Source organism: Ruegeria sp. HKCCA5763 (assembly GCF_013034545.1).
Taxonomy (GTDB): Bacteria; Pseudomonadota; Alphaproteobacteria; order Rhodobacterales; family Rhodobacteraceae; genus Ruegeria.
The window spans coordinates 65,780-86,569 of the sequence record NZ_WQGF01000011.1; the positions used below are offsets into that span (position 1 = coordinate 65,780).

Genomic DNA, 20,790 nt, shown 5'->3' on the forward strand with positions numbered 1-20,790 from the left:
CCTGTCCTTGTGTGGTTCAACGGGGCGCGTCAGCGCCCACGTCAGGGTTAACTGCTGTATTCCCGGCGCTTTTTGGCAACAAACTCGTCCAGCGCACCGCGTTGATCGTCAGGCATCGGAGGCTGCACATAGTTGTCCAGCATACGCCGCGCGGCTTCATTGCCAACAACCTCTGCCGTCTTCGAACCTTCGGCTTCCCACTGTTCAAAACTGTCGTTGTTTTGCAAGTGATTCATATGCATCGGGTTTTCACGCGTGTGGTCCGTACCCAGGAAATGCCCTCCGGGGCCGATCCGGGCGATGTCGTCTAGCAACAGATCCAGGTTTTCCTCTTGAAGCCCACTGAAAAAGCGATGGAAATTCTCAAGCTGCATGGTGTCCTGCACCCATTTCGAGTAGCTGACCCCCAACGCCCCTTCCAGAAAACCGGCAGAGTGCACAATGTAATTCGCCCCGCCAAGCAGCACGGGCCACATCGTGTTGGCCGTGTCAAAGCCGGCCTGCATGTCGGGTGACTTTGACCCGGTCCACATGGTGCAAGTCCGCCAGGGCACCTGATAGAACCGCGCCATCTGACCCACCAACAGGTTCATCAGACCCGGCTCCGGCGACCCCATCATCGGCGCGCCGGTTTTCATCGACACACCCATGATTGCCACGCCCAGAACCATCGGCGCGCCGCGTCGGATGATCTGGCTATAGGCCATGCCCGCCAAGGATTCCGCAATCAGCAATGCCACACCACCCTGCGGGCTGGCCGGCGTTGAAGCCCCCGCCAAAACGAAAGGCGACAGCAGGCAAGGCTGGTTGGCCGCAGCATAAACGCGCAAGCTTTCCAGCATGGTCTCATCCCAGACCAGCGGCGTGTTGCAGTTCAGCAGCGCAGCCATCACTACGTTATTGTCTACAAACTCTGCGCCAAACACGATCCGGGTCATGTCCACCGAGTCACGTGCTGCCTGCTCTGACAATACCGAACCTTTGATCGGCTTGTCCGTCAGCGTCAACGCCGCATGCACAAGCTCAAGATGGCGCTGCGGAACCGGAACATCCTGCGGTTCCACCGGCAGAATACCCGGAACCATCATCGACTGGCTCATCTGGCTCAACTTGAAGAAGTTTTGCGCATCCTCCAACTGCGAGGGGCGGCGCACGCCGTCAAGATCATAGACAAAAGGTGCGCCATAGGCGTTCGCGAAGACCGAGTGTTCGTTACCCACACGCAAAGACCGCTCTGGGTTGCGTGCCGCATAAGCCCATTCTGAAGGTACTGACGAGATCAGGTCCATCAGCATGTCGCGCCCGATCCGGACGCGCTCGCCCTGCACATCTGCGCCGTATTTTTTCCAGTCCGCCAAAGCCACCGGATCGCGAAATTCAATGCCGGTGGTTTCCAGAATGGTCATTGCGGCATTGTGAATACGCTCGACCCCCTCGGGGCCAAGCAGATCGATCGGCCCAATCTTGCGGTTCAGGGTCGGTAAATAGACCGGGGGTGGGTTGGTGCGGGCCTGAACGCGTGCCGCGCGCCCACCGCCACGGCTGGACCGTCCTCTTGCTTGTGCCATTTCAGCTCTCCTTCTCAGGCCCGGGCGCGTGCGCTGGTCGGGTCAACAGCGCAGATGTCGATCACCTCGGCATCACGCATTTCATTGTGGATCAGCACCTGCATTGTCGTACCCGGTGCGGTCATGCCCTGTGGCACCAGGGCCATTGCGATGTCGTGGTTGCAGTAGTAGGAAAATCCACCCGACGTGACGCGCCCGATCAGCTTGCCATCGGCATAGACGCCTTCGTCAAACATGACTGAGGTATCGCAGAACGGCAGTTTCAGAGTCACCAGCGTGTTGTAACCACCCTCTGCCTTTTGCTTTTGCAACGCAGCCTTGCCGATGAATTCCCGCTCGACCACCTCGCCATTGACTTTCTCGGTCATGGCGACAAAGCGGCCCAGATCAGCTTCGTAGGGTGTCATATCCTTGCAAATCTCGCGGTTGATCGCCCGATAGGATTTCTCAAGCCGCATCGACTCCAAGGCTTCCAGGCCAAAGGGCTTCACCCCAGCCTTGAGAAGCAGATCGACCAAATGGCGGTTATATCCGACCGGGTGGTGCAGCTCCCATCCCAGCTCGCCGGTATACGAGACGCGCAGCAGATTAACACCTTTGGCATAGCCCACCTCACCCATCTGCGCAGACAGCCACGGGAAAGCTTCGTTCGACAGGTCGTTGTCCGTCAGCGGTTGCAGGATCTCACGAGCTTTCGGACCGGCCAAAGCAATAACGCCCAGCTGTTCCGAGATATCCTCCATCATGACCGAGCCATCCTTGGGCAGCAGGCGCTGCAACTGATCCCAGTTGTACGCTCGCCAGTTAGGGGTCGAGATCAGATAGAAATCATCCTCGGCATATCGAACGATGGTGTATTCCGCATCCATACCGCCCTTGTCGTTCAACATCAGCGACAGGGTCATGCGGCCAATCTTCGGCAATTTGTTGGCCATCAGACTGTCCAGCCATTTTGCGGCACCGGGGCCGCGCACGGTGAACTTGGTCATCGGCGACATTTCGATGAACCCGGCCTCTTCGCGGGTCGTACGCACCTCGGCCTGTACCAGTTCCATATGGTTGGTGCGCCGGAAAGAGTGCTCGGGGATCGCCTCCTCGGGGGATTTGGCAAACCACCGGGGGAACTCGTATCCGTTGAAGCTGGTCCACACCGCGCCGTGCGCGGTTAGCAGATCATAAGACCCCATGGTTTTCATCGGGCGCGCGTCCGGGAAGTCCTCTCCTGGAACATGCGCGTCCATATGGGTGCCCCAGGTCTCGCGCACCTTGTCCATGGTCCAGCGTTTCGAAGCGTAGTCGGAAAAACGGCGTGGGTCGAGTTCGGACATGTCCATACCCGGATCGCCATTTACAATCCATTGCGCCAGGCGACTGCCGACTGTCCCGCCCCACAAAATACCTCCCGGCATCCCTTCGGCCAGCCACAGGTTTTCATGCCCGGGGGCAGGGCCCGCCAAAGGCAATTCGTCCGGTGTCATCTGGAACGGGCCGCGTGTGTTGGCCTTGATACCAACCTCGCCCAAAGTCGGCACACGCTCGATGGCACGCTCCCATTGGGTTTCCACCGCGTCGAAATCCTCAGGCAGCAGATCGGCGCCGAAGTCGGGCGGCACACGGTCTTCGGCAAACAGCTTGAGGTCTTTGGTGAATTCGTAGGGTCCAAACTGAATGCCCCCCACATCCTCGCGCAGATATGCACCATAATCCTCGTCGCGCAGGATCGGGAATTCCGGCAGCCCCTGTGCACGACGCTCCTTCAGCAGCGGCACGGTCTCGGTGGTCCAGTATTGGTGTACGATTGGAATACATGGCAGATCCAGCCCCACCCGCCGCGCGTTTTCGCGCGCGTAGTTGCCAGTGGCAAAGATCAGATGCTTACAGGTGATCTCACCCTTGTCGGTGGTCACTTTCCAAAGCCCGTTCTCCAACTTTTCGTAAGACTGCGCTTCGGTGTTCTGATAAACTTTCGCCCCTGCATCACGCGCCAGTTTTGCCATCGCCATGGTGATGTCAGCGGGGTTCACATAGCCGTCTTCGGTATGCAGGATACCGCCCCGGATGTGTTCAGACTGATTCAGCAACGGATGAACCTCGGCCACCTCTTCCGGAGTCAACAGCTTACACGGCACACCAGCGGCCTCGGCGATCGAGATATAAGACTGGAACTCGTCCCAGCGCTTTTCGGTGTTTGCAACGCGCAGCTGACCGACTTTCCGCAACCCGACCGAGCTGCCCATCTTTTCCTCGACCTCGGTATAGATGCGGATGGTTTCCATCGTCATCTTCGACACATTGTGCGAGCGCACGAAAGTCACTAGCAGACCGGCCGCGTGCCAGGTCGAGCCCGAGGTCAATGTCGTCCGTTCCAGCATTACGGCATCGGTGCACCCATGTTCGGTCAGGCCGTACAGGATCGAGGCTCCGACACACCCGCCCCCGACAACAACCACTTCTGCATGTGACTGCATTTGAATTCTCCTCTTCCGTTACGCGCCAAATCCCGGCCAACGTTGTCCCGCCGGGCGGGTACTCGGTTTGACCGGGACACTGTGCAACACGTGCTTCTTTGGCCAAATCATCGCGTTCATGGGCGAGGATGGCAATTGTAAAAATTTTCACTCTGGGCAAATTCAGCTAATGCGAATAATCCTATGACGAGGAAAATAACTTAAAACTGCAAGATACAGGTCAGATCACCTTGCCCATTGGCCCATACGAACTGCCGCCGCTCAGCTCACTGATCAGTTTTGAGGCCGCGGCACGCCATGTCAGCTTTAAACAGGCCGCGACTGAGTTGAACGTAACGCCCGCCGCCATCAGCCATCAGGTCAAAGCGCTGGAGGTCGAACTCAATTGCGCTTTGTTTCACCGCCACCATCGAGGGGTCGAGTTGACCGAAAGCGGAGCCTATCTGCTGGTAGCGCTGCAACGCGGTTTCGAAGGCATCAGCGAGGCGCTCAAGCAGCTGCGCTCACAATACGATCGCTCCGGTGTCACGATCCGATCCAGCACGGCCGTCAGTTCGCTATGGCTGACACCGCGACTGGCGCAATTCTGGAAAAGCTACGGGCATATCTCGGTTACTCAGGTTGTCACCGATCTGGGGTATGACACACAAAAGTGCGACATCAGTATCCGTTACGGCGATGCCTCTCGGGAACGCGGTACAAGTCAGGTGCTGTTTCGGGACCGGATCATGGCTTTGGCGAGCCCTCAGTTCGTCCGGCAGCACAAAATCGACCAGTTGCAGGACCTGTCCAAAGTCCCGCTTATACATCTGGACGCACCTGGCACCGATTGGACAGGTTGGCAGGAATGGGCTGCCGGCCTTGGGTATTCAGGGTCGCTTAAATCGGGGCACAGGGTGAACAACTACACCATTGCCCTGCAAGCTGCACAGGATGACATGGGTGCCGTGCTGGGGTGGGAAGGCCTGACCGCAGGCTTGATCACATCCGGCAAGTTGACCAAGCTTTTACCGCAGACACTGTCAGCCCCGCTTGATTTCTACGTGGTGCTACACAACACCTCATCGGATCGCGCCGCCTTGGTTTTCAACTGGTTGGTCGAGGACTCCGTTAGTAGATCAAATTTCAACGAATGTTGATGCTTTGGCCCCACCAGGCCCGCCAGAGGGCGGTTACCGCCGGATCTGCGAACCGCAATCAGCAATAGACCAAGTCAGGGGCACCAGAGGCGAAACCGCAAGGCGATCCAACTTCTTGTTTTTGCACACGGCCATGAGAAAAACCAAGTCGGCTGTCGTGAAATGGGTTGCTGAGTTTTCCGTTGGCCAAAGATCATCGAATTGCTGCGAAAAATGGTAACAAAACTTGTATACTTTCGAAACAATAGGCCACTTTTTTCAAACATGCCGGAAAGACCGATATGCCCCGCCAATCAGCCGCCAAAGATCTCAGTCTCAAATGGTTGGAACTTTTCCAGATTTGCGCACACCAGGGATCGCTTCAGGCAACCGCAAAACAAACGGGATTGACCATCAGCACGGTCTCGCATCACCTGCGCAATCTCGAAGATCATCTGGGGGTCGAGCTCTTCAACCACTCTCGCAGGCCCATGGTTCTGACACCTAAAGGAGAGGTGTTTCTGCGCAATATTGACGAAGCCCTGTTCGCCATTCGCAAGGCCAAGGCCGAGGCGTCTGCCGGAAGCATAGCCGAGGCAAGTTTGCTGCGGGTTGGGTCAATTGAAGATTTCGACAGCGACATCATGCCCGAACTGGCCGTTTTCCTGTCGCAGTACATGCCAAGTTGCAATTTCATGTATCAAACGGACTCGAGTCACACGATCATAGAAATGCTGCGCAACAGGCACCTTGATCTGGGGATCACGACATCTCCGACTGAACGTGCGCGTGACCTGCAGGAGCGGCCTCTGCTGCGCGATCCGTTTGTTGTGGTCTTACCACGAACGTGCGAGGACCCAGTGGAAGACATCGTGGACGGCCGCAGTACCCTGCCTTTTCTGAAATTCTCAAGCAACCTGATCATTGCCCGGCAAATTGAGTCGCAGATGCGCCGCCTCGGTCTGTCTTCTGTTTCGAACTTCGAATGCAGCAACAATCAAACACTGATGGCAATGGTCGCGGCGGGTGCCGGATGGACCATTACGACGCCTTTGTTGTTTTCCCGCGCCAAACGGTTTCAAAATAGCCTAAGCATGCATCGTTTTCCCGGTAAGAGTTTCGCGCGCACATTGGCCATCGTCGCAACACCGGATTGTTCCAGATCGCTGCTTGAACTGGTCGACCAGAAGATGCGCAATCTGATCACCGAGCACGCTATCTCTCATCAAACCCAGAGCAAGCCCTGGCTGGCCGAAAGCTTCCGACTTCTCAGCTGACTGAATTGCTCATTGTCAGATAATGCCCAAGTGCTACGGGTGCAAAATATTGAACCGATCGCGAATTTCACGCTCTTGCTCGGGTGTCAGATAGTGTGGGTTGTGTACCGTCAGGATTTCCCGCGCTCGGATCCGGGCACGTGCCCATGCATCCTGAGCCCCGTTTTCTGCCCATGTGCGCGGCTCATCACGGTCGGCAAGTGACGGATAGAAATAGTCCCGCTCCATCGCAGCATAGGTGTGTTGACCGCCTAGAAAATGGCCATCGCCCAGAACCGCATCGCAGATCGCATCGAACCCAAGGTTTTCATCACTCACCTCGATCCCCCGCAATGCGCGGTACGTGTTCGAGTGCATTTCGTCATCCAGAACAAACGCTTCGAAACTGGCCCCCAATAATGAGGCGGTCATGCCTGAGCTTTCATAAATCAGATTGCCTCCGGCCAAGGCAGCCGCCATCGAGGTCAGGCCTTTCTCCATACCATACTGGGCATCAATGGCCTTAGCATCGGTCATCGAACACGCAATGCCCGAGGGCAGGCCCAGCCAATTCGACAACTGAGCTGATGCGGCATTCAGCACCGCCGTTTCGCCACTGCCGCCTGAGAATGCGCCAGTGCGCAGGTCGATGACCAGCGGCCAGTTGGAGAATACCATTGGAAATCCTGGCCGGATTGCATGCACCATAAGCAGGCTGGCCAGCGTCTCTGCAAGCGATTGCGCCAGGAACCCGGCCAGCGTGGCCGGTGCAGTCGCCCCCGCCTGTGCCGCGGTAATACAAGAAATCGGGATATTGTGTCGAATGCATTCATAAACCACATCCACCGCATCCTCACCGTAGCGCATGGGTGAGATCATCGGGCTGATATGTGCCTTCATAAATGGTCGCTTGGAAAACTCGCCCGGGCCGCCAGCTGCAATGTCCAGCATCTCGACAATTGGGGCCACATACTCGGCCAGCGTGAACGATGTTGCCGTTGGTTTGGTTGTGTTCTTGATCAACGCAAATGCGGTGTTGACGTCCAGATCGAAATTTTCGGGCACATCAGTGGCAACACAACATCGCGTGTACCAACTGACATTGGCAAGCGTGTCCTGAAGCCGGGTAAAGTTGTGCAAGTCGTTCAGAGTTGAAGGCCGATAAGTACCGCTGTCCAAGTCCAGTGTCTGCACAGCGGCTCCACCTGTACCGAAATAGACCTTGTTACCGCCGACCTCAATTGACCGCGCAGGATCCCTGCCATGAAGCGTAAAAGTCTTGGCCGCTTGGTCGATGGCTTCATTCACCAAAGCCGGTGGAAACAACACGCGCCCTTCGCCATTGTCGATCGCACCCACCGCCAGAAGATCAGCGTGCAGGCGCTCAGGCACCTCGCCCAAACCGAGCTTTTCCAGAAGATCCAAAGCTGTGTCGAAAATCCGGTGAAGGTCTGTGTCACTCAGCGGCTTGTAGACGCCGCCGATTTGTCCCGGCGGACAAGGATCAATCGCGGGCTTTGACGCACGTTGAGCCATCCGCTCGCGTCGACCCCCTCGCTTTACGCGATGCCCTGCCATGCTTGCTCCTTCGACCGTGTTTTAAGCGGGAAAGAAGAGGCTTAAACTTCGACAATTCAACAACCTTGCACTTAATGCGAAACAATCGAAGTTAAAGTTCGATATGTTATGAAAAAAACTGCGCCATATTGCGACTTGCACCAATATACGGGCCTATCTCCGCAAACGATTTGTCGGAGGCACGCGTCACATGAAATCCCGTACCAAGGTTGTTGTCATTGGGGGTGGCATTGCGGGCTGTTCCACGCTTTACCATCTGACCCAGGAAGGCTGGAGCGACGTCGTTCTGGTCGAGCGCAACGAGCTGACTAGTGGCACAACCTGGCATTCAGCGGCGCAGGTGACCAACTTTGGTATGAACCAAACCATGGTCGGCCTGAAAACGCATTCGATTAATCTGTACAAGAATCTGTCTGAAAACCCGGAATACCCAATCAACTATCACCACGCCGATGGCGGTATCCGGTTGGCTAATACCGAAGCGCAAATGCAGGGCTATCGCCATTTTGCGTCAATGGCGCGGGGCATGGGGGTGGAATTCGAGGTTATCGACGCCGAAGAATGCGCCCGCCGTCATCCTCTGATCTCAACCACCAACCTGCTTGGTGGACTATGGGATCCGCTGGACGGCGATATTGATCCTGCGCAACTATGTCAGGCTCTGGCCTATCACGCGCGCAAAGCGGGGGCTGAAGTCTATCGCAATACACCTGTAACCGCCCTGTCTCAGCACAAAGACGACACTTGGACCGTTCACACTGAACAAGGCGACATCGACTGCGACATCGTCGTCAATGCTTGTGGTTACCGTGTCAACGAAGTGGGTGCGATGATGGGTGTCCATCACCCCGTCGCCTCGATGGAGCATCAGTACTTCCTGACCGAAGACATCCCCGGCATTGTAGAGGCCGGACACCGGATGCCGCTGCTACGATGCCCAATCAGCGACTACTACAGCCGTCAGGAAAAAGGCGGACTGCTGGTGGGATTTTATGAACAGGACTGCAAGCCCTGGGGCATGGACGGTATCGATCCAAACTTTGTTAATGCGCTCTGCCCGGATGATCTGGATCGGGTCATGGATGTGCTGGAAGGCGCGTTCGAGCGGATGCCCGCCTTGCGTGAAACAGGCATTCGATCGGTCGTGAACGGCCCGATCACCTATACAATCGACGGTGCACCGTTGGTTGGGCCGATACCGAGCAAGCGCAATGCTTTCTGCATTATCGGCTTGCGTGCCGGTCTTGGCGAAGGCGGCGGGCACGGTTGGCTGCTGGCGCAACAAATCGTGCATGGCGAGGCGTGTTACGACACCTGGTGTCTCGATCCGCGCCGCTTCACCGGACATGCCAATGTAGAACTGACCTCGCTTAAGGCCATCGAGGACTATCAGAATGAATTCCGTTTCCATTTCCCACACGAACACCGACCCGCAGGTCGCCCCGCCAAAACGACGCCGCTGACGCCAATTCTGGCAGCGGAAGGCGCCGAGTTTACTGTGGTGAACGGATGGGAACGGGTGGATTACATCAAACCGTCGCCCGATTTTCATCCCAGCCTCACCTTCAATTTTGACGAAGCCTTCAACGTCGTTGCAAGCGAAGTTAAGAACGTGCAGGAGAATGTCGGTCTGTGCGAAGTGAATGGATTTAACCGGCTGGAAATCACCGGGCCTGATCGCCATTCATTTCTTGACCGGTTGTTCTGTGGCAACGTCACCAGGCGTTCAGGCCGTGTCGGTCTGGGCTATCTTTTGAACCATCAGGGCATGATCAAGGGCGAGGCCACAATCGCCAACATTCCAGCCAGCGATCGTGGGCCAGACCGCGTCTGGTATGGATCGGCAGCTGCAAGTGAATACCACGATATGGATTGGCTGTCCCAGCATCTGCGCGCGGACGAGGATGTGCAAATCCGGTCGATGACCAATGACCAGACGATCCTTGTTCTGGCAGGCCCCAACGCGCGTAACGTCCTGTCCGCCTGCGCGCGTGGAGATTGGTCGAAAGAGGCCTTCCCGTGGCTCTCGGTTCGCGAAACCTTCATTGGCTTTGCCCCGGCCACCGTCATGGGCATCAGCTTTTCGGGCGAGCACGCTTATGAAATCCACGTCCCAAATGCCTCGCTTTATGCCGCTTATCTTACACTACGTTCAGCCGGTGAGAGGCATGGTTTGAAACTGTTCGGCGCGCGTGCGGTTGAATCTATGCGTATGGAGAAAGGTTTTTTGCACTGGAAAGCCGATCTGCTGACCGAGTTCGACCCGTTTGAGACAGCGCTGGATCGCTTTGTCAATTTGGACAAAGGCCAGTTTGTTGGCAAAGACGCGCTGCTGAAACGCAAGGCCAGCGGCCCAAAAAGATCGTTGGTGACGCTGAAGATCGACGCCATACACGCCCCGGCCCACGGCGGCGCATCGCTGATGGAGGGCGACACAGTTGTTGGCACCATCACATCCGGAGATTGGGGTCATCGCGTCGGGATGAACCTGGCTTACGCCTTCGTAACCCCCGAGTTGACCAGTCCAGGCACCACAATGAACTTGGACATGTGCGGAGATATGGTCGCGGCAGAAGTTATACCTTTTTCACCCTATGATCCGGATTTCTCGCTCATGCGCAGTTGAGGATGTTTAAAGCCTTCTTCGCGTCTTCTTTCTTGCCATAGCAGGTCCTGTTCCGGCTGAGGTGCAAGCCCAGCAAACCCCTGAAACCGTGGAAAGCCTGCGGCAAGTGCCTGCCTGCCCCCCCTTAAAAACCAAAGAGGTCGAAAACCACTCAAACTATTCAACGGCAAGTAAACAAGTTGGCATATCCTGCTCAACCGTCTGGAAACCGAAGGGGGCAGACACTAAGCTGAATTTGACCCTTTGGCATAGCAATTGAACCGTCTGCCGCCATGGGCTGTTGTGGAGCTAGAATGCGTGTCAGCGTAGGGATCGCCGTATCTATACTTGTTGCCCTGTCGATTGGCGTGTCAACTTTTGTGGTGCATTCCCTGTGGTGGACAACAGCCCGCGAAAACAGCCGCATGCTGTCGGCTGAAATCAACAGCCAGATTGCCAACACCGTGCGCATCGAGCTTGGGCTAACTCTCAGATCTGCCGAGGCCGCATGGGCCGCTGTCCGCACGATTTTCATCCAGGATGTCATCCAGACACGTCAGGCCGACAAACGCGAGTTCGTGTTCCTTTCGCAGCTGCAAGCGCAGCCCAATATCTCGTGGCTTACCTTTGGCTGGCCCGATGGCAACTTTTTTGCTGCCCACCGGCTGGGTGACAGCGGGCTGGAGATGATGGAAATCGACAAGAATATCCGTAACCGAATGCTGCGGAAGGATCGGTATATTTTCATTCCCGGTGACATTCAGTTCGAAGAACGGAGCTTTACAGAAACCGAATACGACCCACGTGAACACGCTTGGTACAGCAACTTCATAAGCCGCAGCAAACCGGATTGGATCGAGGTTCGGGATCTGCCCGGCAGCGACAAAACATTATATGCCTTTTCCGGGCCCATCGACGTACGCCGACAACGACAGGGCGTGTTGACTGTTGCGATTGATACGGATCGCCTGTCACGCTTTCTGGGCTCACTACGTCCTGGTGAGTTTGGTGCGGCCTTTATCATCAACGCCGACGGCAAAGTCATTGCGGTACCGGATCCCGAAGCCGACGAAATCACGCCAGCCCGAATGGGAGAGGGGGAACTATACGAGGTTGCCAAAATCTCGGGTGAAAGGCTGATGGCCGACGCGGACAACAAAACACCAGGCCCTGTGACGAAACGGATCATCTATGAGGATGTGCCCTATGCGGTGGCGCTGACACCTCTTGGATTCTACGGCTGGCGGGTAGCCACAGTGATTCCGGAATCCGCGTTCCTGTCGGGGATCGACAAAACTCTGATCAATCTGGTTTACATCTTGCTTGGCGTCGTTGTTGTCGCGATTGGTCTGGCGATCTGGTTTGTGCGCCACGTCGTCGCGAACCCACTTTCACGTGTAGCCGAAGACCTCAGCCGAATCGAACAATTTGACGTTGAACAGGTCTCGCGCAGGCCCTCGCGCCTGAAAGAGCTTGAAAACCTGTCCGCCGCGACCGCCAGCATGGCTGTGGGTTTGTCGGCCTTCCGCAAATACGTACCGACCGATCTGGTCAGGATGCTTGTGGCGGAAGGCATCAAGACCCAGCCGGGCGGTGAGCCAAAACAGATCTCCGTTTTATTTTGCGATGTGTCCGGGTTCACGGGACTGACCGAAAAACACGGCCCCAAAATCGTTGAACTGATGGCGCCCTTTTTCAGCGCCGCCTCATCGACAATAGAACGCCACGACGGGACGATCGACAAATTTATTGGCGACGCGGTGATGGCCTTCTGGGGCGCACCAAAGCAGAACCCAAAACACGCCGAACACGCCTGCCGTGCCGCGCTGGAGCTGGTGGACGTGGTCGAGAATTCCAGCCTGCAGAGCCAGACCGACAGCGCGCTTCATGTTCGCATCGGGCTAAACAGCGGCGAGGCTCTGGTCGGAAATATCGGGTCCGAGCAACGGTTGAACTATACCGCAATCGGTGATGTTGTGAATGTCGCCAGCCGTCTGGAAGGGGTCAACAAAACTTACGGCACTGCAATCATTATCGGCCCGGAAACACGGCGCGAGGCGGGCGATGCCATCGTCGTGCGTGAGCTGGAGACGGTTGAGATACAAGGCCGGTCTGAAGCTCTTGTTGTGTTTGAGTTGATCGCGATGGCCGACAATTTCGAAGGATCACACGACTGGATCGAAGCGTACGAAGACGGCTTGTCCCATTTCAGGGCCAAACGTTTCACCGAGGCAATCCATGCGTTTCAAACCGCCGACACCTTGCGTGGCGGCGACATGGCATCGCGATCAATGATCCAACGCGCAACTATGCAGCAATCTGGCCTCTCTTAACCCGGGCATACGCATTAGTTTTCGCCGGCATCACAACCGTGGATCGGGCTTTTCGGACTTCAAAACCGGAAGTAAAGGAACTTTGTGAAAGCGACAGTTCGCGATAAGACGCAAGTGCTCATGCCACCAATTCTATCGCACGGCACGGTACGTGGGGAGATCGCCAACCTGAAACACGGGTTTTGGCTATTGGTGCGCCAGGTGCTTTGTCTGAACATCCTCTGACCGACACACTACCGGAAACGGCATCAGCAGCGGTGTTTGAAATAGCTTGGCTGATTCCAGACACATGTAAAACCTTCACCGACCGCAGCGCCGTCACCGGCAGATCGTCTGGACCCATACGGCTGCTGGAGGAAACTGCACGGAAATAGGTGAACTCACGATCATTCGTGCCATGCGTTACAAAGTAAGCACCAATGTGCGCATCCGAGACCTGGCGAACAGTCGACGTATTGATGCCTTCTGCTGTCCAAAGGTCAATGAGCGAGTTTCCAAACGTGTCTGACCTGATATGTCATTCTCTGAACTTCAAAACAAAACCGACAAAGGATCACCAGAAGGGCCACTGCGTCAGGCTCAAAAACCGCGTTGCGCAAGGTTGGTCCAGAACGCAATTCCATGTCGGATCGCGTCATCGTTGAAATCATATGACGGGTTGTGAAGCGGCATGGCGTTGTTCCCGTCCAACCCGTTTCCCATCAGAATGAACGCGCCCGGTCGGTGCGCCAGAAACTCGGCAAAATCCTCCGAGAAACCCACCCGACCGTATTCAGCGTCAACAGAACCAACATCGCGAGCTGCGCCCAAGATTACCTCGGTGGCCCGGGTATCATTTACCAAAGGCTGGAACGACGTTGAATAATCGACCTCCGCCGCCACCTCTTGCGCAGCACACACACCATCAACGATGGCGCGCATTCTGCGCTGAATGTTGTCTGAGACGTCTTTGGAAAACCCCCGGCAATCCCCACGCAAGGTCACATTACTCGGCAGGATATTGCGCGCGCCGTCTGTCAGGAACTCAGTAACTGAAACCACACCATGTTCGCCGGGAGGAAGCGAGCGCGATACAATCGACTGCAAGTGCAATACAATCGCAGATCCCGTCACGATCGGATCAACGCCCTTCTCTGGCATGGACGCGTGACCCCCCTGCCCCTTAAGGCGGATTTCAAAATTATCCTCGAATGCACAGAAAGGTCCTGCCTGAGTGGCGAAGTGGCCCAGCTCCATTCCCGGCATATTGTGAAGCCCAAAAACTGCGGTCATAGGAAAGCGTTCGAACAAACCGTCAGCAATCATCGCAGCGGCCCCATTTCCGTTCTCTTCATCCGGCTGGAAAACAAAGTGAACGGTCCTGTCCAACGATGTGTCCGCAGCAAGGGCCAAGGCAGCACCAAGCAGCATCGTGCTATGCCCGTCATGACCGCAGCCGTGAAACTTGCCCTCTGTTTTTGACCGGTAGGGCAAATTGGTCATCTCGTGAATCGGCAGCGCGTCCATATCGGCGCGAAACCCGATTGCGGTCTCATCAGGACCACGGCGCAAAGTGGCAACAACCCCGGTCCGACCCACGCCTCGGGTGACCTCAAGCCCAGCGCGCTCCAACTCGGCCGCGATCAAATTGGGGGTCCGGTCAAGGTCGAACCCGGTTTCTGGATGGGCATGAAGATCACGACGAAACGCAACAAGATCAAGCATCAGAAACGCCCCCTTCGGACAAGATGACCAATGGCAAATCATCGTCGCCCTCAAGGCAGGCGGCAAGCCCAGCCGCTCCGGATGGCGTGGTCGAGAAACCCAAATCAAAGGCGCTGTTTACTGCGTTCTGAGCCTGTTGGTCACTGATTGTAACCCAATCGTCTGCACAGCGCTTTAAGATATCCAAAGCCAACATGGATGGCGTTTTGCAATCCAAACGCCCCATATTTGAAACGGGCCCTTCAACCGTAAGGATTTCTCCGGCTCGGGCGCTTTCCTTCAGACAGGGTGCAGCATCTGGTTCAACCACTGTGATCTTTGGCTGCACCGGCCAGTTCGACCGGATCATATAGGCAATGCCCGCGGCCAGCCCACCAACGCCCGCCTGCAGGTACACGTGGCTCGGCCAATTTGCGGACACTTCTAAATCGTTGCGCATTTCTTCAGCAATGACAGTATAACCCTCCATCACCAATCGCGGAGGCTCGGTATATCCCGGCCACGACCCATCGGCGAGGTGAATGGCACCGGTTGCTTCGGCGTCAGCGACGGCTGCGGCCACGCTTGCCTCATAGTCACTGCCGGATCGAACAACATCTGCGCCTTTCGCCCGAAGACGAACAGCAAACTCTTCGGGGACTGTTTCGGCAAGATAAATGCGCGCCGTTGCACCAAAGAGCTGCGCGCCAGCGGCCACGGCCATGCCGTGATTGCCTGCGCTGGCGCACACAAAAGTCATCGATCGCGCCACATCCTTTACGGGATCGCTCAGAAAGGCGCTGGGTGTCAAAGAACGACCAACACGCGCTTCGATCAGCTTGGCAACAGCGTAAACACCGCCCAGAGCTTTGAACGCGCCCAGGCCCATCCTGTTGGTTTCATCTTTGATCAGGATCGTTCGCCATTGGAAACTGCGGGTTTCTAACGGGCTTGGTTTATAAGCTGGACATTCCGCCAGCAACGCCAGCGGCTTTGCCACATCAAGTTTCTTACTGTGTTCCATGATCAGAGTTTTACGCACAAGCTGCGATCTATTATGGTCACATTTGCCGATTTTCCGGGAAACTTTTTCACATCAAGGAAATCTTTGTGAAACTCGACCAATTTGACCGCAGCCTGCTGCACCTGATGCAACGTGATGCCAAAATGGGGCTGGAGGCGCTTGCATCCGAAACAGGCTTATCGGTCGCATCCGTTCAAAGGCGTCTGAAGGCGCTCAGAGCTTCTGGTGCTATTCACTCGGAAGTGGCAATTGTCGACCCGAAAAAACTGGGCGTTGCAATGAGCTTCGTTGTCATGGTCGAATTAGAACGCGAACGCCAGGATCAGATCGACGCTTTTTCGCGGCAGGCGCAGGCAGAGCCAAGGGTGCAACAGTGCTATTACATCACAGGTGATGCGGACTTCTGCCTGATCTGTGCGGCGCGTGATATGGATGATTTTGAAGAGCTGACCAAAAAGTTGTTTTTCGACAATTCAAACGTTCGCCGGTTTCGAACGTCAGTTGTGATGGGACGCAAGAAAGTTGGCTTGGGCATTCCTGTCAAAGACAATGGCATGGACTGATGAAGCGCCCCATTCTCGCTTCATCGAAGTGGCAAAGACCAGATTTTTCGTTTGGGCAACTGTTCTGGCCTTTGCCTAATCGCTCTTAAGCTGCGGCAATCTGGCTTGCTTTCTCAACCAGCACTTCCGCTTGGCGGATCGAGGCATAGTCGATCAACCGACCATCCAGAGAAACAGCACCTTTCCCATCCGCTTCCGCCTCGGCCATGGCGACAAGAATGCGCTGCGCCTTGGTCACTTCGGCGTCGGACGGCGACATAACTTCGTTTGCCAAAGCAATCTGGCTGGGGTGGATTGCCCATTTCCCTTCGCAGCCCAAAACAGCGGCGCGCTTGGCGGCAGCTTTATAGCCGTCAGGGTCCTGGAAATCCCCGAATGGACCGTCGATGGGCCGCAGCCCGTTGGCGCGTGCGGCCACGACCATGCGCGCAAGCGCGTAGTGCCACATGTCGCCCCAATGTGTCATACGGCCTCCATCGGGATCCGCATCCGTCAGAACTGAATAATCGGGGTTCACACCACCGATGATGGTTGTCCGCGCACGTGTCGACGCCGCATAATCGGCGACACCAAAGTGAAGACTTTCGTTGCGCTGCGAGGCAGCGGCGATCTCGCTGACATTTTGCATGCCCAGCGCAGTTTCGATAATGTGCTCGAACCCGATGCGCTTGCCATAGCCCTTGGCGTCCTCGATTTGCGTGACCAGCATATCCACGGCATAGACGTCAGCAGCTGTTCCGACCTTGGGGATCATGATCAGATCCAGCCGCGTGCCAGCCTGTTCAACAACATCCACCACGTCGCGATACATGTAATGGGTGTCCAGCCCGTTGATGCGCACCGACATGGTCTTGTTGCCCCAATCGATGTCATTCAGCGCCTGAATGATATTCTTGCGCGCCTGTTCCTTTTCGTCAGGCGCGACAGCATCTTCCAGATCAAGGAAGATGACATCCACATCCGATTTTGCCGCCTTTTCAAACATTTCGGGCTGGCTACCGGGAACGGCAAGCTCGCTGCGGTTCAGACGCGCTGGGGCTTGTTCAATGGGGTGAAAGCTCATGTTTTGGTCCTTCTTCTTACTAGTTCGCATGGATCGGGAATCGTGCGCAAAGCTCTGCGACTTCGGCTTTGACCTTGGCTTCGACAGCGCCGTTGCCGTCTTCACCATTCGCGGCCAGACCGTCGACCATTTCGATGAACCAATCGGCGATGAAGACGAACTGGCTACCGCCATAATAGCGCCGACCGGAATAGCCTTCGGCGTATTTGTTGGTCATGACCGAGCCCTGCGCCTCCATCACGGCGGCAGAGACGATGTTCTCAGAGGCAATCAGCTCGATCTCGTCGCGCTGACGGCCCAGTTCAGATGTGATCGAGCCAAAAAGCTCAGGGTTGCGGTCAGACAGGGATTGGGTGAAAAATCCATCGGCACGTTGCGGTGCATTCAAAAGTAAATCCTCCGGTGGATGGCGGCGACGCGGCCACCGTGGGCCGCATCGGCAATTAGCCTCAGGCGCGCTGGCAGGTCAGATCACCCGATCGCGTGGCTCTCGGCCTTCGAAGAAATCGCGCAGGTTATCGAGTACACGGAACCCCATCGCCTCGCGTGCCTCGCGCGTGGCGCTGCCCAGATGCGGCAGCATCACAAGGTTGTCGCATTGCAGAAGATCCGCACAGATACGGGGTTCACCATCGAACACATCCAGTGCTGCACCGCCGATCATGTCGAAAGCCAGCGATTGAACCAGCGCCCGTTCGTCGATGACTTCACCACGCGCCGTATTGATCAGGAACGCGTCGGGTTTCATAAGGTCCAGCCTGCGCGCATTTATCAGGTGGCGGTTCGCAGCCCCGCCGGGGCAATGAAGTGAGACGAAATCGCATTGCGGCAACAACTCATCAATCGACCCAACCTGAGTAGCTTTGCACCGCGCCAATACAGCCGGGTCCACCGGGCTACGATTATAGACCAGCACGTCCATGCCAAAGCCGTGATGCGCACGGCGGGCCATTTCCTGACCGATGCGCCCGTAGCCGATGATGCCAAGCGTCTTACCGCTGACCTTGGTCCCCACCAGATGCGTGGGCCGCCAACCGGTCCAGTTGCCGGAACGCAGCTCGCGTTCACCCTCGCCCGCCCGACGCGCCACCATCAGCAGCAGGGTCATGGCGATATCTGCGGTGCATTCTGACAGAATATCAGGCGTGTTCGTCACGGTCATACCCAGCTCGCGGGCGGACGGCTCACAGATGTGGCTGTAGCCCACTCCATAATTGGCAAGGATTTTTGTCTGCGCACCAGATACGTCCAGCGCCTCGGCGCTGAGCGTGTCGGTTACCGTTGGCAAGACCGCGTCATAGGATTTCAACGCCTGCCGGATTTCGGACGGGGACAAAGGTTTGTCCCCGGTGTTCAGCACGGTGTTATAGTTCTCGGCCAACTGCGCCTCAACGGCAGCAGGCCAGCGACGGGTCACAAGAACCGAAGGTTTGACCATCACGCAGCCTCCATCACACGCGCAATTGTTTCACCAATTACGGCAGGGTTTTCCGCCACGGTCACACCAGCGGCAGACAGGATTTCAACCTTCTCGCTAGCGCTTTCGCCAAAGGCCGAGATGATCGCACCCGCGTGGCCCATGGTCCGCCCTTTCGGAGCGGTCAGACCTGCAACGTAGGCGATCACAGGTTTGGTGATGTGGTCACGGATGTACTCTGCCGCCTCGGCTTCCTGCGGGCCGCCAATCTCACCAATCATGGCGATGACATGGGTGTCTTCGTCTTCTTCGAACCGTTGAAGGATGTCCTTGAACGAAGACCCGTTGATGGGATCGCCCCCGATCCCGACGCTGGTCGATACACCAATTCCGCGTTCTTTCAGCTGCGCTGCGGCCTCATAGCCCAGCGTGCCCGAGCGTCCGATAATCCCCACATGCCCCGGAAGGTAGATGTGACCCGGCATGATCCCCAGCAAAGCTTTACCGGGCGAAATCGTGCCCGCGCAGTTCGGACCGGTCAGAACCATACGTTTGTCTTTGGGGTAGCGGTACATGTAGCGTTTCACCCGGATCATGTCTTGCGCTGGGATACCGTCGGTGATGCAAACGCAGTACCGGATACCGGCATCCGCTGCTTCCATGATCGAATCTGCGGCAAACGGAGGAGGAACAAATACAAGGCTGGCATCCGCGCCGGTCGCCTCAACGGCTTGTTTGACGGTGTCAAAAACCGGAACGCCTTCGACGGTTTCGCCGCCCTTGCCGGGAACGACGCCGCCTACGACATTCGTGCCATATTTCAGCATGTCTTTGGTGTGAAACCGCGCCATCCGGCCGGTGATGCCCTGTACTATGACACGCGAGTCGCGATCGAGAAGAATGCTCATTACACAGCCCTCATCTTGGTGCCTTGGGTAAGGTCGTTTTTCCATGCGCCTACAGCGCGTTCTGCTGCTTCCATCAGTGTTGTGGCGCGGATGATCGGCAGCCCGGACTTGGCAAGGATCTTCTGGCCCTCTTCGACATTGGTACCAGCGAGCCGGACAACGACCGGAAGGTCGATATCCAATTCTTTCAGCGCCTGAACGACGCCCTCGGCCACCCAATCGCAGCGGTTGATGCCTGCGAAAATGTTGACGAGGATGGCCTGGACATTGGTGTCCGACAGAACCAGCCGAAACGCCTTGGCGACCCGTTCTGGCGAAGCACCGCCACCGATATCAAGGAAGTTTGCGGGCTCACCACCGGCCAGCTTGATCGTGTCCATAGTTGCCATTGCCAGACCGGCACCGTTGACGATGCAACCGATGTTTCCCTCCAAACCCACGTAAGACAGCCCCCGGTCCGCCGCGCGACTTTCGCGCGGGTCTTCCTGGCTTTTGTCGCGCAGCTCGGCAATCTGCGGGTGGCGGAACAGAGCGTTGTCGTCAAAGCTCATCTTTGCATCCAGCGCCAGCACCCGGTCGTCACCGGTGATGACCAACGGATTGATCTCAACCATGGTGGCGTCCAAGTCGCTGAACGCGGCGTAGCACCCCTGCAGTGTGCGCACCATCTGCTGGATCAGCTTGGGTTCAAGACCAAGCTTGAACGCAATTTCACGCGCTTGGAATTCCTGAAGCCCGACCGCTGGCTCCACAATGGATCGCACGATGCTGTCCGGACGGTCGGCCGAGATATCCTCGATTTCCATCCCACCCTCTGACGAGGCGACAATCATCACCCGCTGGCTGGATCGGTCCAGAACAAATCCCAGATAAATCTCGCGGTCAATAGGCACGGCCGCTTCGACATAGACACGATAGATGCCTTTGCCTTCGGGACCAGTCTGATGTGTGACCAGCTTACGACCAAACAGGTCATCGCAGGCCTGATAAATCTCGTTCTCTGTATTGCACAGCTTGACCCCTCCGGCCTTGCCGCGCCCACCGGCGTGGACCTGCGCTTTGACGATCCATTTGTCACCGCCCAGCTCGCGCGCCCGATAGGCCGCCTGTTCCGGGCTGTAGGCAAGCGCGCCAGCAGGGACGTCCACCCCGAAATTGGAAAGAAGTTCTTTCGCTTGGTATTCATGAATATCCATCTGCAATCCT

General features: G+C 56.6%; 15 protein-coding genes and 1 pseudogene. 5 read left to right on the forward strand and 11 right to left on the reverse strand.

The features are described 5' to 3' along the window. Window positions 1-47: 47 nt before the first annotated feature. The gene (locus GOV89_RS17590; RefSeq protein ID WP_171180609.1) at window positions 48-1,568 is read right to left on the reverse strand and encodes a trimethylamine methyltransferase family protein; all 1,521 of its coding nucleotides are present in this window, start codon (window positions 1,566-1,568) and stop codon (window positions 48-50) included. A gap of 14 nt (window positions 1,569-1,582) precedes the next feature. Beyond that, complete coding sequence (locus GOV89_RS17595; protein WP_171238738.1) at window positions 1,583-4,036, reverse strand: FAD-dependent oxidoreductase; 2,454 nt, start codon at window positions 4,034-4,036, stop codon at window positions 1,583-1,585. Window positions 4,037-4,266: 230 nt separating this feature from the next. Here GOV89_RS17595 and GOV89_RS17600 point away from each other — a divergent pair, with 230 nt between their 5' ends. Both GOV89_RS17600 and GOV89_RS17605 read left to right on the forward strand, forming a co-directional pair. Beyond that, complete coding sequence (locus tag GOV89_RS17600) at window positions 4,267-5,175, forward strand: LysR family transcriptional regulator (RefSeq protein ID WP_171180605.1); 909 nt, start codon at window positions 4,267-4,269, stop codon at window positions 5,173-5,175. Window positions 5,176-5,456: 281 nt separating this feature from the next. After that, window positions 5,457-6,431 (forward strand): LysR family transcriptional regulator, encoded by a 975-nt coding sequence (locus GOV89_RS17605; protein ID WP_171180603.1) that lies wholly within the window; start codon window positions 5,457-5,459, stop codon window positions 6,429-6,431. 33 nt (window positions 6,432-6,464) lie between these two features. On the opposite strand, the gene GOV89_RS17610 is transcribed toward GOV89_RS17605, so the two are convergent. Further along, window positions 6,465-7,988, reverse strand: a complete 1,524-nt coding sequence (locus tag GOV89_RS17610; RefSeq protein WP_171180601.1) for a trimethylamine methyltransferase family protein — start codon at window positions 7,986-7,988, stop codon at window positions 6,465-6,467. A gap of 190 nt (window positions 7,989-8,178) precedes the next feature. Between GOV89_RS17610 and GOV89_RS17615 the strand changes: the two genes are divergently transcribed. Both GOV89_RS17615 and GOV89_RS17620 read left to right on the forward strand, forming a co-directional pair. Beyond that, entirely contained in the window at window positions 8,179-10,614 is a 2,436-nt protein-coding gene (locus GOV89_RS17615; RefSeq protein ID WP_171238739.1) for an FAD-dependent oxidoreductase, read from the forward strand. 293 nt (window positions 10,615-10,907) lie between these two features. After that, window positions 10,908-12,926 (forward strand): adenylate/guanylate cyclase domain-containing protein, encoded by a 2,019-nt coding sequence (locus tag GOV89_RS17620; RefSeq protein ID WP_171180596.1) that lies wholly within the window; start codon window positions 10,908-10,910, stop codon window positions 12,924-12,926. 118 nt (window positions 12,927-13,044) lie between these two features. Here the strand turns inward: GOV89_RS17620 and GOV89_RS23110 are convergent, their stop codons facing one another. From GOV89_RS23110 to GOV89_RS17635, 3 genes are all read right to left on the reverse strand, one after another. Continuing rightward, window positions 13,045-13,440: a PfkB family carbohydrate kinase gene (locus GOV89_RS23110; RefSeq protein ID WP_371810115.1), complete on the reverse strand. Its 396-nt coding sequence runs from the start codon at window positions 13,438-13,440 to the stop codon at window positions 13,045-13,047. A 65-nt stretch (window positions 13,441-13,505) separates the two neighbouring features. Further along, window positions 13,506-14,630: an amidohydrolase gene (locus GOV89_RS17630; protein ID WP_171621402.1), complete on the reverse strand. Its 1,125-nt coding sequence runs from the start codon at window positions 14,628-14,630 to the stop codon at window positions 13,506-13,508. Next, complete coding sequence (locus tag GOV89_RS17635) at window positions 14,623-15,609, reverse strand: pyridoxal-phosphate dependent enzyme (RefSeq protein WP_348540117.1); 987 nt, start codon at window positions 15,607-15,609, stop codon at window positions 14,623-14,625. The genes GOV89_RS17630 and GOV89_RS17635 overlap by 8 nt, the downstream gene beginning before the upstream one ends. Before the next feature lie 110 nt (window positions 15,610-15,719). Between GOV89_RS17635 and GOV89_RS17640 the strand changes: the two genes are divergently transcribed. Beyond that, a complete protein-coding gene (locus GOV89_RS17640) occupies window positions 15,720-16,196 on the forward strand; it encodes an Lrp/AsnC family transcriptional regulator (protein ID WP_371809149.1) in 477 nt (158 codons plus the stop codon). An 85-nt stretch (window positions 16,197-16,281) separates the two neighbouring features. Here GOV89_RS17640 and GOV89_RS17645 read toward each other — a convergent pair whose 3' ends face one another. The 5 genes and pseudogenes from GOV89_RS17645 to GOV89_RS17665 all read right to left on the reverse strand — a co-directional run bounded on the left by GOV89_RS17645 (window position 16,282) and on the right by GOV89_RS17665 (window position 20,780). After that, on the reverse strand, window positions 16,282-17,259 hold the full coding sequence (locus GOV89_RS17645) for a CoA ester lyase (RefSeq protein WP_171238740.1): 978 nt from the start codon (window positions 17,257-17,259) through the stop codon (window positions 16,282-16,284). A 142-nt stretch (window positions 17,260-17,401) separates the two neighbouring features. After that, a pseudogene (glyA, locus tag GOV89_RS17650) lies at window positions 17,402-17,647 on the reverse strand (serine hydroxymethyltransferase); the annotation flags it as partial. A 78-nt stretch (window positions 17,648-17,725) separates the two neighbouring features. Continuing rightward, on the reverse strand, window positions 17,726-18,697 hold the full coding sequence (locus GOV89_RS17655) for a D-glycerate dehydrogenase (protein ID WP_171180588.1): 972 nt from the start codon (window positions 18,695-18,697) through the stop codon (window positions 17,726-17,728). Then, entirely contained in the window at window positions 18,697-19,584 is an 888-nt protein-coding gene (gene sucD, locus GOV89_RS17660; RefSeq protein ID WP_171180586.1) for a succinate--CoA ligase subunit alpha, read from the reverse strand. The genes GOV89_RS17655 and sucD overlap by 1 nt, the downstream gene beginning before the upstream one ends. After that, on the reverse strand, window positions 19,584-20,780 hold the full coding sequence (locus GOV89_RS17665; protein ID WP_171180584.1) for a malate--CoA ligase subunit beta: 1,197 nt from the start codon (window positions 20,778-20,780) through the stop codon (window positions 19,584-19,586). The genes sucD and GOV89_RS17665 overlap by 1 nt, the downstream gene beginning before the upstream one ends. Window positions 20,781-20,790: the final 10 nt, after the last annotated feature.

Coding starts and splice junctions, on each gene's coding strand:
- GOV89_RS17590 (WP_171180609.1), bottom strand. CDS start 1,568: ATGGCACAAGCAAGAGGACGGTCCAGCCGTGGCGGTGGGCGCGCGGCA.
- GOV89_RS17595 (WP_171238738.1), bottom strand. CDS start 4,036: ATGCAGTCACATGCAGAAGTGGTTGTTGTCGGGGGCGGGTGTGTCGGA.
- GOV89_RS17605 (WP_171180603.1), top strand. CDS start 5,457: ATGCCCCGCCAATCAGCCGCCAAAGATCTCAGTCTCAAATGGTTGGAA.
- GOV89_RS17610 (WP_171180601.1), bottom strand. CDS start 7,988: ATGGCAGGGCATCGCGTAAAGCGAGGGGGTCGACGCGAGCGGATGGCT.
- GOV89_RS17615 (WP_171238739.1), top strand. CDS start 8,179: ATGAAATCCCGTACCAAGGTTGTTGTCATTGGGGGTGGCATTGCGGGC.
- GOV89_RS17620 (WP_171180596.1), top strand. CDS start 10,908: ATGCGTGTCAGCGTAGGGATCGCCGTATCTATACTTGTTGCCCTGTCG.
- GOV89_RS17630 (WP_171621402.1), bottom strand. CDS start 14,630: ATGCTTGATCTTGTTGCGTTTCGTCGTGATCTTCATGCCCATCCAGAA.
- GOV89_RS17645 (WP_171238740.1), bottom strand. CDS start 17,259: ATGAGCTTTCACCCCATTGAACAAGCCCCAGCGCGTCTGAACCGCAGC.
- GOV89_RS17655 (WP_171180588.1), bottom strand. CDS start 18,697: ATGGTCAAACCTTCGGTTCTTGTGACCCGTCGCTGGCCTGCTGCCGTT.
- sucD (WP_171180586.1), bottom strand. CDS start 19,584: ATGAGCATTCTTCTCGATCGCGACTCGCGTGTCATAGTACAGGGCATC.
- GOV89_RS17665 (WP_171180584.1), bottom strand. CDS start 20,780: ATGGATATTCATGAATACCAAGCGAAAGAACTTCTTTCCAATTTCGGG.